The organism is Mesorhizobium sp. M8A.F.Ca.ET.208.01.1.1, assembly GCF_004791315.1.
Classification (GTDB): Bacteria; Pseudomonadota; Alphaproteobacteria; order Rhizobiales; family Rhizobiaceae; genus Mesorhizobium.
Window position 1 is genome coordinate 27,654 of the sequence record NZ_SRUT01000014.1, and the last position, 14,691, is coordinate 42,344.

The following is a 14,691-nucleotide window of genomic DNA, read 5'->3' on the forward strand; positions in this document are numbered from 1 at the left end:
CCACCCGCGCTGGTTGCTTGAGGTTGATCAGGGTCCGGAAGATATATTCCACCACAGATTGTGGAGACAGAAGATGACGAGCATGAAGGGCAGCGAGATGACCACCGTCGAGGCTGTCCCGGCCGAAGTCGACGTGGCGATCGTTGGCGCCGGAATGGCGGGCACGACCCTGGCAATGGTTCTGGGAAAGTCCGGGCGCAAGGTAGCGCTGATCGACCCGCACCGCGTCCATCACGACGAGTTCAGGGCCGAGAAGATCGGCATGGATCAGATGCGGCTCTTCGCGAGGCTCGATCTCGAAGAGACGGTCATGCGCAACGTCACCTCGGTGACCGACGTCCACGTCTTTCGCCTGGGCCAGCTGTTCGCCCGCGAGCAGAAGTGGGAATACACATTTTCCTACGGCTCGATGATCAACGGCCTGCGCGACGCGCTGCCGCGCGAAGTGCCGATCACCGTCGGCAAGGTCGCCGAGGTCTCGACCGGGCCGGACCGGCAGCGCCTGGTGCTGGCCGACGGCAGGGTCATCAATTCCCGCCTGCTGGTGGTGGCCACCGGTTACAGCGAAGCGGTGCGGCGCGCCATCGGCGTCGAGCGCGTCGAGCTGTCGAAGGCGCATTCGCTCTCGATGGGCTTCGACCTCGCCATTCCGCGGGACGAATGCGCCTTCCCGGCCGTCACCTGCTACGGCAAGCGGGCGGCGGACCGCGTTGCCTATCTCACCGTTTTTCCGCTCGGCGACAAGATGCGGGCCAACATGTTCGTCTATCACACCGTGGCCGACCAATGGACGAGGGATTTCCGGTCCGATCCGCAGAAGATGCTTTGTGAGTTGATGCCCGAAATATCGGCGCAATGCGGCAACTTCGCTGTCGCGAGTCCCGTCGAGGTCCGGCAGGTCAATCTGACCACGACACAGGGCCATCGCCGCGACGGGGTCGTCTTCATCGGCGACGCGTTCTGTACGACATGCCCGACACCCGGCGTCGGCATCGGGCGGGTCATGGTCGACGTCGAGCGCCTCTCCTCGGTCCACATCCCCGCCTGGCTCGAAACACCAGGCATGGCGGCCGACAAGATCGCCACCTTCTATGACGACCCGGTCAAGGTGGCCTCCGACGAGGCCGGCATGCGTGTGAGCGTCTACGCCAAGCAGATCACCACCGAAACCGGACTGGAATGGCGCGCGCGGCGCCTGCGCAACAACACGGCACGCCGGCTGATGATCATTGGCCGCAAGGTGCGCCATTTGGGATTGCGGCGCGAGCCGGGGCTGGCCTGAGGGGCTTCCCACCCTTCATCGCCATCGAAGGCACTTCCCTGGTGCTATCCGGGGGACAGCGCCTCTTCCGTCCTCCCCGCGAGAGGAGGAAGCAGAAGGGGAGCGCTTCTCCAGCACAACGACATAGCGCTGAAAAAAGCAGATCCAACGCCGTTCAGTCGGAACCAGCGGCGCGCCGACAGGTTATGCCCGCAGGAGATCCTGTCATGGTCAAGAATATCGACCGCGCGTTGCAGGATGCTATTCTGGCGATGCGCATTCTTCGCAAATCCATCATTGATCATGGGCACATGGAAGCCATGGCCGAATTCGACGGCTTGATGAGCGTGACCATATCCGAAGCCGAGCGCGAACTGACCCGCTGGCAGGCCGGTCATCGCGCCGAGCGGTCAGGCCAGGCAAAATCCTGACGCGATCGCGCGCGGCCGGCATCCGGCGGAACCTTGCCGCACACGGTTGGTTTCAGGGAATGTGACATGCCGGCGGAGAACGAAGTGGCCCGATTGGTCGACAAGCAAAAGCTTGAGAGAGCGGATCGCGAGTCGCGGATCATCCTCGACGCCGAGCGGCAGGCCCGCGACGCAAAGACCGCCCGCCTTCGCAAGCAGCGGCTGTCCGCCGAGCCAAGCGAGGAGCAACAGAAGCCCGCACCGCCAAAGCGGCGCAGGTGACGGCGTGTTCATGCCGCAAAAGCAAAAGGCGCGATCGACCGATCGCGCCTTTGTTTCGGCAGGCGAATGCCTTCAGGCTCGCCCGGCGGTTTCAGTCATTGCGGCGGCGGCAAATTTGAAGGTCCAGCGAGCGCGGTGACGGCCGAAAGCCGTTCGCGCTTTTGCCAGGTTGGCTTCTCGTATTTCTTCATTTGCTATTGCCCCCTTTGTTGAATAGCGCAGAGAAGACCGGCTTCGCCGCGAATGTCAATTGCGTCAGGACGGCTGTCGCGATTTTGAGCGAAACGTTCCTGCACCGAGTAAATCGGTCTGCCGTGCTTTTAAATCCGCTGGTCCGGGATAGATTTAGGACCGAGAAAGCGCCACAAGCCGCTTCGGGAGGATCTTGCCATGTCAGACATCGCCTTGCCGCTGGTCATCAGCGCGCCCGAGCCGCGCACGCTCGAGCTGATCTTCACGCCGCCGCAGCTGGCGCGGCTCAGGGCGCATTACCGCATCGTCGAGACGACGCCGGACGGCGTGGCGCGACTGCCGGCCGGGGTGCTGGCCGAGGCCCGCTACATCGTCGGCCAACCGCCGATCTCGCCGCAGACGCTTGAAGCGATGCGGGCGCTGCGCTGTGTCTTCAACGTCGAGAGCAATCTCCTCGACAACATGCCCTATGAAACGCTGTTCGCACGCGGCATCCATGTCGTCACGACGGGCCTGGTTTTCGCCGAGCCGGTGGCGGAGCTGGGCCTGGCCATGGCGCTCAACCTTGCCCGCGGCATCGTCGACGCCGACCTCGCTTTCCGCCAGGGGCACGAGCTGTGGGGCGGCGACGGCAACCGGACCGCGCGGCTGCTTTCGGGCGCCGATGTCGGCATCATCGGCTTCGGCGACCTCGGCCGCGCGCTCAACCGCCTGCTGTCGGGCTTCCGCACCCGCACCAAGGTGTTCGACCCCTGGCTGCCGCCATCGATCCTGAGGGAAAATGGCGTCGAGCCGGCTGCGCTGGACGAGGTGCTGTCGCAAAGCGACTTCGTCTTCGTCGTTGCCTCGGTGACCTCCGAAAACCAGGGATTTCTCGGCGCCGATGCTTTCGCCAGGATGCGCAAGGGCGCCGCCTTCATCCTGCTCAGCCGTGCCGGCGTCGTCGATTTCCCCGCCTTGATGGCTGCGGTGAAGAGCGGCCATATCCTTGCCGCCAGCGACGTCTTTCCCGAAGAGCCGCTGGCGGGCGACCATCCCGTGCGCACGCTCCCTGGCTTCCTGCGCTCCGCCCACCGCGCCGGCGCCCTCGACATCGCCTTCAAGCGCATGGGCGACATGGTGCTGGAAGACATGGACCTGATCGACCGCGGCCTGCCGCCGCTGCGCTCCAAACGCGCCGAGCGCGAGACGGTGTCGAGGATGCGCTCGAGGCCGTCCGACAGGAACTAGGCCCGGCCTATCCCCATGCCGGGACCGGCAGCCAGGCACGAGATAATCGCTGGGATTGTCGGCTTTCGCGTCTGTTATGCGTGATTTTGGCATCAGCAAGAGCTAAAACATCGACGATGCATGCTCCCTGGAGGTGAAACGTTTTGACTTCGCCCTTCCTTTGCGTCAGATCCGACGGGCAAGCCTAGGCAAAGGGAACGAAAATGAAGAAAAGCTATGCCAAGCCGACACTTCTGAAGCGCCAGAAACTGTCCACGGTCACGGCGGTTTCCTGTCTTTCACCGTGCAAGGCCGCTTGAATCGAGGGATAGGGCCATGAAGAAAACCTACGCCAAGCCGACGCTCTTGAAGCGCGAGAAACTGTCGGCGGTTACCGCGGGTATCTGCACCTCGATTTGTATCTGAATCGAAGGCCTGAAACCTGAGGGATATGCGAGGTCTCGCGTCCTGGCGCGAGACGACTTCGACGATCCGCAAGGCCCGAGAGCCGTTTCCCCTGAGTTGCCAGGCTGAGTTGCCAGGCTGAGTTGCCGGGCCTCCTGTTGTGATGGAACGATCGCGGCGCCGGCAGGTTTTGCAAATGGCCGGGCGGTAAGAAGCCCGGCGTACTCCAGAAGGCCCGTCACGAGTCGCGTCGGTGGCGGGCCTTTCCATGTCGGCCCGCAAGCAGCGATTTTTGCAGCGACATTGGCCGAAGGTCCCCTTTCGCGCCCGAGCGATGTTGTGCGAGATTGGCGCAATATCAGCAATTGCTTGAATAATGGTCCGGACGTCTTCGGGGGGACGGTGTCGTGCCAATTCGCAGGAATCTTGCCACGAATCTCAAACGGCTGGTCAGCGGCCACGCGTCGGTGAGCGCCGTCTGCCGCGGATTGAACATGAACCGCTCGCAGTTCGAGCGCTACCTGCAAGGCAAGAGCTTGCCCAACAGGGCCACGGCGAGGCTGATCTGCGACTATTTCCGCATCGACGAGGATGAATTGTACCGCGCGCCGGAAGCCGCAGCGCAGCGACATGTCCTTCTGGCGCCGATACATGAAACGCTTTACGCCAACATGGTGCGCGGCCCCTGCCCCGCCATCGCCGGCGGCACCTATTTCACCTACTTCGCGGTTCCCGAGCGCCCGGATGTGTTGATGCGGTCGGTCACCTTCGTGCGGCGCGAGGCGGAGTTGGTGACGTTCCGGCGCGTGACCCGGTGGGCCGAGGGCAATCGCCAAGGCGGCGCGCGCGCGCTCGGCTGGCACTATGGCGTGGCGATCTCACGCCTGAACTGGATCTATTTCACCGCCATCAACCGCCGCCAGACCGGCGAGCCGTCGATCGTGGCCGTGCAATGGGCGCCCTTCTCCGAACCGGTCCTGGTCGGCCGGGCCTTCGTCCTGACGGGAGCGGGGCCGGCCTGTTTGCCGGTCATCATGCGCCAGGAAGTCGGCAGGATCAGCCTGCGGCAGGCGATGCGGATGTCCGGCGTCGTCAGCCTCGACGACCCGCGCCTCGATCCGCTTGTGGCCAGCCTCGCGCGCGAAGGCTAGAGTGGTCGCGGCCAATGATGATTTGGCCGGGCCAACGAAAGAGTCGCGATGCTCAACACGGTCGACTATGGCGGCAAGGAAGCCGATATCGTCCACGCGCTGGAGGAAGACATCATCTTCGGCCGGCTGGCGCCCGGCACGCGCCTGGTCGAGGACGTGCTTCTGGCCCGTTTCCCGGTCTCGCGCCACACCATCCGCCAGGCCCTCTACCAGCTGGAAAGGCTCGGCGTCGCCACGCGCGAGCGCAACAAGGGCGCCATGGTGCGCCGGCTCGCGCCCGAGGAGGTCCGCCAGATCTACGAGGTACGCGAGATGCTGCAGCGCCAGGCCGCGCTGATGATCCGCCTGCCGGCGAGCGACGCGCTGATCGCGGAATTGACCGAGATCCACCACGTCTACAGCGGCCATGTCGACGCGGGCTACCTCAGGGGCATCCACGAGGCCAATGACCGTTTCCATCTCACCATGTTCTCGGCCTGCGGCAATGCCTATCTGGTGTCCTCGATCGAGCATTATATGCGTCTCAGCCTGCCGGTGCGGGCCAATTCGCTGGCCGACCGGGACAAGCTCGACATCTCGCGCCAGCACCATCTGATGATGATCGAGGCGCTGAAACGCAGCGACAATTGGGTCTTGGCGCAGCTCTGCGTCGACCACCTGCAGCCGAGCAAGGCGTTCTATCTCCAGGAGATCGAGACAGGGCCGGCGGGCTAGCCAACCGGGCATCGCCGCGAATTGGGTCGTGCGGCTCCCGACCGTCCTACCGGACCTTCACGACCACCTTGCCCTTGGCACGTCCCGTTTCGACATAGGCCAAGGCCTCGTTGGTCTGTTCGAACGCAAAGGTCCGGTCCATGACCGGGCGTATGATGCCGGTTTCGATGAGCGACGTGATCCGGCTCAGCTGGTCGCCCTGCGCCCACATGAACAGGAAGGAATAGTCGACACCGGCGCGTTTGGCCCTGCGGCGTATGCCGAGGCTGAGCAACCACACCACCAGCTTCAGCACGATGTTCAGGCCTTGCTTGCTGGCGAACCCGGGATCCGGCGGACCGGAGATGGAAATCAGCTTCCCGCCCGGCTTCAGCACGCGCAGCGATTTCTCGAGCGTCTTGGCATCCTGGCTGTTCACGACGACGTCATAGCCCTGCAGGACCTTCTCGAAATCGTCCTTGCGGTAGTCGACGACGACATCGGCGCCGAGCCTTTTCACCAGGTCCGTGCTCGCCACGCCCGCCGTTGTGGCAACCGTCGCGCCGAGGTGCTTCGCCAGTTGGATGGCAAACGTGCCAACCCCGCCGGAGCCAGCCTGGATGAAGACCTTCTGGCCTTTCCTCAGCCCTGCCCTTTCGACCAGCACCTGCCAGGCGGTCAGGCCGACCAGCGGAATGGAGGCCGCCTCCTCCATGCTGAGGTTTTTTGGCTTCAGGGCCACGTCGGCCTCATCCAAGGCGATGAGTTCGGCGAATGTCCCGATCCGGCCGTCGCGCGGCCGTGCATAGACTTCGTCGCCGGCTTTGAACTTGCGGACCTTCGATCCGGCCCGCACGACGATGCCGGCCACGTCGTGGCCCAGGATGAAGGGCGGCCGATAAGGCACTATGAGTTTGAACTCCCCGTCCCGGAGCTTGGAATCCAGAAGGTTCACGCCGGCGGCGTGGACCTCGACCAGCACATCATTGTCCCGCAGTTCGGGTTCCGGCATGTCGGCGAGCCGCAGCGCGCCCTGCTTCTGATATTTGTCGACGACAAAGGCTTTCATCGTACTGGCTCTCTCGCGATTGCGGTCTTGCCGGAATGCGTTTTCATTTTGATGCTCCAGAACCCGTCGGGGCTAGCTTTCTTCCGTCGATTGAATTATGTTCGTAATATCAGACTATGGTCATAATGCAATAGAGCATGGAAAGGAAAGACATGCGTTACGAAAAGGGCCGCAAGGACGCATCGCGCGGCCGGATCATGGAGGTTGCCACGCGACGGTTCCGGAGCGACGGCATCGCCGCCTCCGGACTGGCAAGCATCATGAGCGACGCCGGACTGACCAACGGCGCCTTCTATCCGCACTTTCCCTCCAAGGCGGCACTTGTTCGCGAATGCGTGGCGGCGGCGCTGGAGGGCCAGTCAGGCCAGATCGCCGGGGTGTTGGCCTCCGGCGGCCTGGCGACGGCCATAGATGCCTATCTGTCGGCGCAGCACCGCGACAGTCCGGGCATGGGTTGCGCTTCCGCCGCCCTGTTGCCGGAAATCGCGCGGGAGCAGCCGGAAACGCGACAGCTCTACACCGAACGCCTGATGACTTTGGTGCGGCAGGTGTCGGCCGCTCTCCCGCCGCATGCAAGCGATCCGGAGGCTGTGGCATTCGGCATCTTCGCGACGCTCATCGGCGCGCTTCAACTGGCCCGCGCGGTGGAGGGCGCGGAGTTGTCGGATCGCATCCTGGCGGCCGGGGCGGATGCGGCCCGGTCACTGGCGCAGCCGCGCGGAAGCGACGCTGCGCCGTAGAGGATTGGACGGCAGACCTCCCGCTGGGCCGGGGCTGCCGGGCCGGAGCCGGCCGAGGCCAATGCAACCATGGCTGCAAAAACAGGCATGGAACGCTGAAACTTTCCGGCGGCCGTCCTCGTTGCTGCGCGATCGCCTCGCGGGCGATGACAAGACCCTCCACTCAATGCCCCGCCGGCTCGCCGGCGGGGTTTTTTTGCGCCGCCGAACGGCCATGTCCGGGGCCTCCGGAACCATCCACCAATCGCGAAGTTTGTCCAAGCGACGGCAGGCCTGGCCAACTCCAGAGGCACGCCGCGATGGCGGCGGGAGAAATTTGGCCGATTCAAGCAAATTTCCGGAGCTGCGCTGGATTACCTTGGAATTTCGCAAGGCGTTCAAGATGTTCCTGAATATATTTTTACCAGTTTGGGGAATTTTTGCCTGAAAATCCGGAACTTCCAGGCAAAGTTTTTCGTTGAAAGCTTGATCGTTGCTTCGACGGTCACAAAGCAACAGGGAAGGACCCAATCATGAACATCAAGATGATCTGTCTTGGCGTAATGGCGCTTTCAATGGCCACCGGTTCGGCTCTCGCAGGATCCAACAAGGGAACGTCCGCTCTTGATGATCCTGCCAAGATGAAGCCGTTCTACACGGATTCCGGCATGAAGACGATGGTTGGCAAGGACGCCTTCGTCACAGCCTGGAAGGCGCTGACGCCCGAAGACCAGATGGCTATGAAGACCGCCTGCGCCGACGAGGTCAAGAACGCCAGCCCGACCAACACGCATCCGGAATTCTGCAGCAGCGTGAAATTGAACGGCGGCAGCTGACAACGTGGCGCGGCCCTGGAGACAGCCCCGCTCGCGGGGCTGTTTTTTGTGAATGCCGCCGCTTTGCCTTGCCGCCCTGCGCGCCCTCGCCGGGCTCGCCCCACCGAATGATGCTAACGTCGTCGAAGGCGAGCCGTTGCGATCGGTTCCGCCTGCGTTCAGCCTGACGCCGCGAGTTTGTTCCCGTCGATCGACACGGTCGCCCTGCTTCCATGAAGCGGCAAAATCGCCTCTCCTTGTTCTGGCCATGTTGCACTGCGAAAGATTTGTTGCATTGCGATAGCGGCCCGTCCGGCCGAGATTGGCAAGAGCTGGACCTTGGGGGGCTGGGCTGCACCAAGGAGGCCTCGTGGCGGCATCGTTTCGGCCTGATATACAGGGCTTGCGCGCGCTGGCGGTCGGCGGCGTCGTCGCCTATCATTTCGGCCTCACGGCGCTGCCCGGCGGCTTCGCCGGCGTCGACATCTTCTTCGTCATTTCCGGCTGGCTGATATCAACGCATCTGATGCAGGAGATCACGGAGACCGGCCGGCTCGACCTGTGGCGCTTTTATGCCAGGCGCGCCCGGCGCCTGCTGCCGGCCGCCATCTTCGTCATCCTGGCCACGCTCGCCGCCGGCGCCTTCATCCTGGCGCCGCAGGAACAGGCGCTCTATTCGCGCGGCGCCATGTATGCGGCGGCCTACACCATCAATCTGTGGCTGCTGCGCTGGTCGTTCGACTATTTCGCCGCCGATGCCTTGAGCAACCCCTTCATCCACTTCTGGTCGCTGTCGGTGGAGGAGCAGTTCTACCTCGTCTGGCCGGCACTGCTTGTCTTTGCCGCCTGGCTGCATCCGGGCCGGCGCATGGTGGTGGCCGTGATCGGCATCGTCGGCCTCGGCTCCTTCGCGACCTGCCTGTGGCTCACCAGCCTCTCGCCGGCCTGGGCCTTCTACTTCTCGCCGCTGCGCGCCTGGGAATTCGCCGCCGGCGGCCTGGCGACGTTCGCCTCACCCGCTTTGTGGCGGCATCAGTCCTGGCTGCGGGCGGCACAGGGGTGGCTGGGCCTGGCACTGATCGCCGTCGCCTATCTCGCCTTGAGCGAAGACCTGCCCTTCCCCGGCTGGTACGCGCTGCTGCCGGTGGCCGGCACCGTGCTGGTGCTCCTGAGCGGTGCCGGCGAGCAGGGCGACGCTCCGGGCGTCACCCGCTGGCAGGCCCTGGCGCCCGCCGCCATGCTCTCGCTGGCGCCCCTGCAATGGGTCGGCACACTCTCCTATTCGCTCTATCTCTGGCACTGGCCCATCATCGTCTATGCCGGCATGCTGGAGCCGGACCTCGGCGTGGCGCAGCGCCTCGGCTGCGCCGTGCTGGCGATGGCGCTGTCGGCGGCTACCTACCGGCTGGTCGAGAACCCGGCGCGGCGCGGCGACTGGCTGGCGGCGGCCGCACGGGCCCTTCGCTTCAACGCCAGTCCGGCCGCAAAACCGCTTCGGCTTTTTCCAGGGCTTGCCCTCGCCCCGGCCCTTGTGCTGACCGCCGCCGGCGTGGCGGCGGCCTACGCCAACGCGCATCTGGCGACGCGCAACATCGACCCCACCCAGCGCGGCATCGAGGAGGCGGCCGAACAGCCTTCCATCGCGCGCGCCGTCGACAAGAACTGCCTGCTCGACTTCCACACGGTGAAACCGAAACCTTGCACCTTCGGCTCGGCCGACGCCGCCCACACCATCGTGCTGTTTGGCGATTCGCATGCCGACCACTGGTCGACGCCGCTGGTCGCGGCGGCAAAACGCAACGACACCAAAGTCGTCACCTACCTCAAATCCTCGTGCCGCGCCTCGCGGCTGTCGACCTTCAACGCCGTGCTCAAGCGCGACTACACCGAATGCGACGCCTGGCGCGAACAGGCGATAGCGGCCATCATCCGCCGCAAGCCGCGCCTGGTGGTGATCTCGGAATTCTCGATCGGCAATCTGACGCGCGACATGTCCGCCGCCAGCCGCAAGGCCGAGACCGCGCGCTGGCAGGCCGGCCTGCGCTCCACGCTGCAGGCCTTCAGCAAGGCTGGTGTCGAAACCGCCGTCATCCGCGACACGCCGATCGGCGGCAGCTTCGCGGACGCCTGCGTTGCCCGCGCGCTGTGGTGGCGCGAGGCGCCGTCGCTGTGCGACACGCCGAGGGCGCAGGCCGCCAATGACGACGTCGCGGCCGCCGAGCGGGCCGTGGTGAAAAGCGTGCCAGACACGCTCTATGTCGACCTGACCGACCGCTTCTGCGGCCCGACCGAATGCCACGTGTTCATCGGCGGCAAGCTCGCCTTCCGCGACCGCCATCATCTGGCGACGGCCTTTGCCGAAACGCTGGAAGGACCGCTGGAAAAGGCCCTGTTTTGATCGACTTGGCTCCCTTGTCCCCGTTCACGGGGAGGAGGTGCCGGCAGGCGCGGCGTTTGTCCTTTGCTCATTCAACCGGCCCGTGCCAAATCAGCCAGCCCCCACCAAATCAGCCACATATCGCTCCAGCGTCACCTTCCCGCGCTCCGGCCTGGTCGGCGGATCATAGGTGTCGTCGACCGTTACCTCCGTCATGCGCGCATAGGATTGCGCGGCTTCAGGCGAAAACCCCATGTCCTCGAACGCATCCACCCAACGCTCGCGTGGCGCCGAGACCACGCTGACCTGCCTGCCGAGCGCCTCGCCAAAGGCCGCGGCGACATCCCTGGCCGTGTAACGCGACGGTCCTTCGACATGATGCAGGCCGTTTTTTTCCAGCGGCTCCATCAACAAGCGCGCCGCCGCTTCGCCGAGGTCGCGTGGCGCCACCATCGGCAGTTCGAAATCCGCCGGGAGAAGCGTGTTGACCACGCCGTCACGCCTGGCGGTCTCCAGCGAGGCATCCCAGTTGCTCATGTAATAGGCGGCGCGGATAATGCTGGCCGCGATGGGCTGACGATGCAGCTTTTCTTCCAGCCCATGCAGGATGGTCAGGTCGCCGGTGCGTTCGCCGGCCCGTGCGCCATAGGTCGATTCCGCCACGACCTTCTCCAGCCCCGAACCTTCCAGCGCCGCGGCGATCGCCGCCACCGTCCTGCGCTCCTGGGCATCCGTGTCGGTCGAAGGATCGGCAGGCGGATTGAGCAGGAATGCCCTTGTGCCGCGCCTGAACACGCCACGCAGCGCCTCGACATCAAGCACGTCGGCCACTGCCACCTCGGCGCCTTGCGCGGCCAAAGCCGCCGCCTTGGCCTCGTCGCGCGTCACCACCGTGACCGGTTCGCCCAGCCGCAGGAGCGTCGCTGCCGTCGCCGAGCCGACACGCCCGGTACCGCCAAGAATGATATTCATGGTCCAATCTCCCTTCCTGGTTGCATATAGGGGAAATGGATAGTGGCGGCTGAGGTTCAAAATGTGCCTCACCATGCTGACAGGTGCGGCCAAGCTCCGCGAGAGGTGCTTCCGCCGCCACGACATAGGGTGCGAACCCATCGATCCACCGATTTATGGGAACAGGGTCGCGTCCCCGGCGTTTATTAGACACACCTTACAGAGGAGGTTGTCATGAAAAAACTCTTGCTTGCATCGGTGATAGCAGTCGCTTCGGCGGTGGCGGTAATCGCTCCCGCCAATGCCTCCAGCATCACGCTCGGCATCGGGAACGGCTATGATGACGATTACTACGTTCCCAGACATCGCTACTATCGCGACTACTCCGACTATGGCCCGTATTACGGCCGCAACCACTACCGTTACAGCATGTATAACGACGGCTATCGGCCGCGCTACTACGGCATGTACCATCATCGTTGCCAAACCGAGTTGGTGAAGCATTGGCGGCATCACCACCGCGTGATCGAGCGAGTGCGCGTCTGCCGCTATTGACCGTTCAAACTGATCCGGCCGGCATCTGACCGGCCGGATAAACATTGCGAATTTGCCGGTACGCATCGCTGGCCGGGCGGTGCTAGCGTCCCATCATCATTCCATAGTGCACGGCCAGCAGATCCAGCCCCACCTTCAAGAGCTTCGTCACCACATCGCGGCCTTCGCCATCCTGCTCGGCCACGGCCTTCACCGGCTGTTCCAGGCACACGACCTTTTGCACGACGGTCGCCACGTCCCAATGCCCGAGCGCCCGTGTCGCGGCGGCGTGCGCGCGGCCGGCGTTGAGCACGCTGTCGGCGATGCCGCCGCCGGCGCGGCCGCCGTCAACGCGCTCCGTCCAGCGCATCGGCTTGATATCGGCCTGCTGGCTGCACCGGAAATGCTCGCGGTAGCGCAGGCCGGCCTCGCGCTGCTGGCGCGACAGCGAGGTGATGCCGAGAAGCGGATCGACATTGCGCACCCGCACGATGCCGCCGGTGGACGTGTGGCCGTTATTCGACACCTCGTAGACGCGACGCGCCTCCGCCGTGCCGGATGTCAGCCGCTTGCGACCGAAGGCATCCTCCCTTAGCGCGAAATCATGACCGACCTCGCGGCGGATGCGCACCTGCTCGGCCTCGCCCTTCGGCAGCTTCGGCGCCTGCGGTTTGGCGGATTTGGTTTTCTTGGGCATGCGGTGGCTCCTTTTGGGGGTCGGGGTGTGTTTTCCAAGAGAGGTCGCGATCCTTCGCGCCCCCCTCTGCCTGCCGGGCATCTCCCCCTCTTGGAAGGGAGATTGGCTGCGTCGTCGGTACCGCTTTTCCTGCTACGCCGGAGATCGGCGAAAGCAGTAGCGACATCCGATCTCCCCCCAAGAGGGGGAGATGGCCGGCAGGCCAGAGGGGGGCGCTGTCCCTCGGACCTGTCGGATATGATCATCCCGTCAACTGTTTTGCCGGCGCTTGCCCACCCCGACGCGCCAGCAGTTCCCGCATCACCTTGCGCTCGCGCACTTCGATGCAGAGCTGCGCGCTCGAAGGACAGAACTGCGCGTTGCCGCTCCTCACCTCGCCGCGCACGAAGCGCTGGATGGCGGCCTGCAGGTCGCCCAGCTCGGCATCCCTGACGGCGCCGAGATAGCCGCGCAGCTGCATCTCGACGTCAGTCAGGGCGGATTGCGGGAAGCAGGAGAACAGTGCCGCCAGCGCCTTCGTCGCCTGTTGCAGTTCGGCCGTGGTCATATCCGCGGATCTCCTCGATGATGGCATTGGCGGCGTCGCTGTGGGTTTTCGGCCTGATCCAACCCCGCGGTTTTTTGCGCTGGCCCGGGCCGCGCGATCCCGAAGCCGCCTCACGGCCCCCAATCGAAATCTCCGGTCCTTCGCGCGCCCCGCGCGCTGAAAAAGCGGAAGCTTTTTCCATCTGGTTTCTGGACTCTGGAGAATGCCGCGCCAAAACATCGGCATTTGCCCTGGCATGCGCCTTTGTTTTCAAGGCGGTGGCGGCTCCGCCGCGCGCGCCGGCGGCCGCCCTCGCCTCGCTCTTCAGCCGCGCCTTGCGCAGCTCCTTCGTCAGCCTCCCGTGGCCGATCTCCCCACCCTCGCGCTCGAAGAAGGCCAGCAGCTCGGCGCTGATCGCCCGCCATCGTTTCAAAGGCAGGCGCGCCACGCGCGCCAGCCTGGCGTCATCGTCGGGCAAGCTCCCGCCGGCATTCCACATTGCCATGAGAAGCAGCATGTAGGCGCCGATCTGCTCGGTCGAGAGCTGCAACGTGTCGCCGACGAAATCGGAGACGTAGAGCTGCATGAAAGGCCGTTCGCTCATGCCGCGCTCCATGCCGTGCTTCCAGCCGCGCTAATGGAACCAGCCCCCGGTCCGGACGTTGTGACGCGTCCAAACCAAGGAGAGGACTGCCGATGACGGCCTTCATGCCGGTGACCCTGCGTTTCTGCGACAACAAGACCATGCTGGTCGGCTCGGTGGCCGACGCGGCGACCGCGCTTCGTCACCAATGGCCCGACAAGACCGCGCCGGCCTATCTCGAGGCGGCACGGCTTGTCAGGCTCGCTGTCGAGGGCACTTGCTGTCCGCGCCCCGCCTTCGAAGCCTTCCGCGAGGCGGCCAGGCAACAGGGCATATTGGTGGCCAAGCCAAGAAGCCGCGCGCATGAATGGCTCGACGCCGCTGCGAGCCCCTGAGACGGCGATGCAACCGCCTGCCAGCCTTGTGCGTTTATGAGCGTCGGCTTGAAAGCCGCGCCTGGACCGAAGGTGAACGCCGTGGGTACGATGAAAACCGGAGTGCCGCTCAAAGTGTCCCTGGACGGACATGTCGAGGAGATCGAGACCGTCAGCGACGCCGCCGATTTCCTGCAGCGCTGGCCGATCGAGCGGCGGGGCCATGTCTACCGCAGCGCGCTCAACGCCTGCAGCGCGGCCATCGCGGCGCAGATCTCGCAATCCGACGCGATCAAAGTGTTCACCGGCTTTGCCCGCGTTACCGGCATACTGGTTGCCGGAGGCGGCCCAGGGATGGTGCTGGAGCCGCGCACCGTACAGAGCCGCCAGCCCAAACAGGGCCGCCAGGTGCCGAAATAGCGGTGCCGCGCGATAGTTGTTCA

The 14,691-nt window shown here is 64.6% G+C and carries 19 protein-coding genes; 14 read left to right on the plus strand and 5 right to left on the minus strand.

Translation table 11 applies throughout. The features are described 5' to 3' along the window. The first annotated feature begins 73 nt into the window (after nt 1–73). From EN851_RS32415 to EN851_RS32440, 7 genes are all read left to right on the plus strand, one after another. Complete coding sequence (locus EN851_RS32415) at nt 74–1,282, plus strand: NAD(P)/FAD-dependent oxidoreductase (RefSeq protein ID WP_189521990.1); 1,209 nt, start codon at nt 74–76, stop codon at nt 1,280–1,282. Nucleotides 1,283–1,488: 206 nt separating this feature from the next. Then, entirely contained in the window at nt 1,489–1,692 is a 204-nt protein-coding gene (locus tag EN851_RS32420; protein ID WP_127278965.1) for a hypothetical protein, read from the plus strand. A gap of 66 nt (nt 1,693–1,758) precedes the next feature. Then, nucleotides 1,759–1,953 (plus strand): hypothetical protein, encoded by a 195-nt coding sequence (locus EN851_RS32425; RefSeq protein WP_127870228.1) that lies wholly within the window; start codon nt 1,759–1,761, stop codon nt 1,951–1,953. A gap of 390 nt (nt 1,954–2,343) precedes the next feature. Further along, on the plus strand, nt 2,344–3,375 hold the full coding sequence (locus tag EN851_RS32430) for a hydroxyacid dehydrogenase (RefSeq protein ID WP_135930874.1): 1,032 nt from the start codon (nt 2,344–2,346) through the stop codon (nt 3,373–3,375). A 315-nt stretch (nt 3,376–3,690) separates the two neighbouring features. Beyond that, on the plus strand, nt 3,691–3,780 hold the full coding sequence (locus EN851_RS36570; RefSeq protein ID WP_189343711.1) for a putative RiPP precursor: 90 nt from the start codon (nt 3,691–3,693) through the stop codon (nt 3,778–3,780). 386 nt (nt 3,781–4,166) lie between these two features. Beyond that, nucleotides 4,167–4,910: a helix-turn-helix transcriptional regulator gene (locus EN851_RS32435; protein WP_135930875.1), complete on the plus strand. Its 744-nt coding sequence runs from the start codon at nt 4,167–4,169 to the stop codon at nt 4,908–4,910. A 48-nt stretch (nt 4,911–4,958) separates the two neighbouring features. Next, complete coding sequence (locus EN851_RS32440; protein WP_135930876.1) at nt 4,959–5,624, plus strand: GntR family transcriptional regulator; 666 nt, start codon at nt 4,959–4,961, stop codon at nt 5,622–5,624. Between the two features lie 46 nt (nt 5,625–5,670). Here the strand turns inward: EN851_RS32440 and EN851_RS32445 are convergent, their stop codons facing one another. Beyond that, nucleotides 5,671–6,672, minus strand: a complete 1,002-nt coding sequence (locus EN851_RS32445) for an NADP-dependent oxidoreductase (protein ID WP_135930877.1) — start codon at nt 6,670–6,672, stop codon at nt 5,671–5,673. Nucleotides 6,673–6,824: 152 nt separating this feature from the next. Here EN851_RS32445 and EN851_RS32450 point away from each other — a divergent pair, with 152 nt between their 5' ends. The 4 genes from EN851_RS32450 to EN851_RS32465 all read left to right on the plus strand — a co-directional run bounded on the left by EN851_RS32450 (nt 6,825) and on the right by EN851_RS32465 (nt 10,604). Continuing rightward, nucleotides 6,825–7,412: a TetR/AcrR family transcriptional regulator gene (locus EN851_RS32450; protein WP_135930878.1), complete on the plus strand. Its 588-nt coding sequence runs from the start codon at nt 6,825–6,827 to the stop codon at nt 7,410–7,412. A gap of 61 nt (nt 7,413–7,473) precedes the next feature. Next, nucleotides 7,474–7,839, plus strand: coding sequence for a hypothetical protein (locus EN851_RS32455; protein ID WP_135916477.1), 366 nt, complete (start codon nt 7,474–7,476; stop codon nt 7,837–7,839). 85 nt (nt 7,840–7,924) lie between these two features. Beyond that, complete coding sequence (locus tag EN851_RS32460) at nt 7,925–8,227, plus strand: hypothetical protein (RefSeq protein WP_127281324.1); 303 nt, start codon at nt 7,925–7,927, stop codon at nt 8,225–8,227. 349 nt (nt 8,228–8,576) lie between these two features. Then, nucleotides 8,577–10,604: an acyltransferase family protein gene (locus EN851_RS32465; RefSeq protein ID WP_135930879.1), complete on the plus strand. Its 2,028-nt coding sequence runs from the start codon at nt 8,577–8,579 to the stop codon at nt 10,602–10,604. Between the two features lie 90 nt (nt 10,605–10,694). On the opposite strand, the gene EN851_RS32470 is transcribed toward EN851_RS32465, so the two are convergent. After that, the gene (locus tag EN851_RS32470) at nt 10,695–11,555 is read right to left on the minus strand and encodes an NmrA family NAD(P)-binding protein (protein ID WP_135930880.1); all 861 of its coding nucleotides are present in this window, start codon (nt 11,553–11,555) and stop codon (nt 10,695–10,697) included. A 213-nt stretch (nt 11,556–11,768) separates the two neighbouring features. On the opposite strand from EN851_RS32470, the gene EN851_RS32475 reads away from it, so the two are divergent. Next, complete coding sequence (locus EN851_RS32475; RefSeq protein ID WP_127280328.1) at nt 11,769–12,089, plus strand: hypothetical protein; 321 nt, start codon at nt 11,769–11,771, stop codon at nt 12,087–12,089. A gap of 82 nt (nt 12,090–12,171) precedes the next feature. Here EN851_RS32475 and EN851_RS32480 read toward each other — a convergent pair whose 3' ends face one another. The 3 genes from EN851_RS32480 to EN851_RS32490 form a co-directional block, all read right to left on the minus strand. After that, entirely contained in the window at nt 12,172–12,765 is a 594-nt protein-coding gene (locus tag EN851_RS32480) for a DUF6456 domain-containing protein (protein WP_135930881.1), read from the minus strand. 241 nt (nt 12,766–13,006) lie between these two features. Beyond that, nucleotides 13,007–13,312 carry a hypothetical protein gene (locus tag EN851_RS32485; RefSeq protein WP_135916474.1) on the minus strand — a complete coding sequence of 102 codons (306 nt, stop codon included), beginning with the start codon at nt 13,310–13,312 and terminating at the stop codon, nt 13,007–13,009. Beyond that, complete coding sequence (locus EN851_RS32490) at nt 13,233–13,895, minus strand: DUF1376 domain-containing protein (protein ID WP_135916473.1); 663 nt, start codon at nt 13,893–13,895, stop codon at nt 13,233–13,235. The genes EN851_RS32485 and EN851_RS32490 overlap by 80 nt, the downstream gene beginning before the upstream one ends. Nucleotides 13,896–13,987: 92 nt before the next feature. Between EN851_RS32490 and EN851_RS32495 the strand changes: the two genes are divergently transcribed. Together EN851_RS32495 and EN851_RS32500 are read left to right on the plus strand one after the other, a co-directional pair. Beyond that, nucleotides 13,988–14,269 (plus strand): DUF982 domain-containing protein, encoded by a 282-nt coding sequence (locus EN851_RS32495; protein WP_135865905.1) that lies wholly within the window; start codon nt 13,988–13,990, stop codon nt 14,267–14,269. A 36-nt stretch (nt 14,270–14,305) separates the two neighbouring features. Next, on the plus strand, nt 14,306–14,668 hold the full coding sequence (locus tag EN851_RS32500; RefSeq protein WP_127280334.1) for a DUF982 domain-containing protein: 363 nt from the start codon (nt 14,306–14,308) through the stop codon (nt 14,666–14,668). Nucleotides 14,669–14,691: the final 23 nt, after the last annotated feature.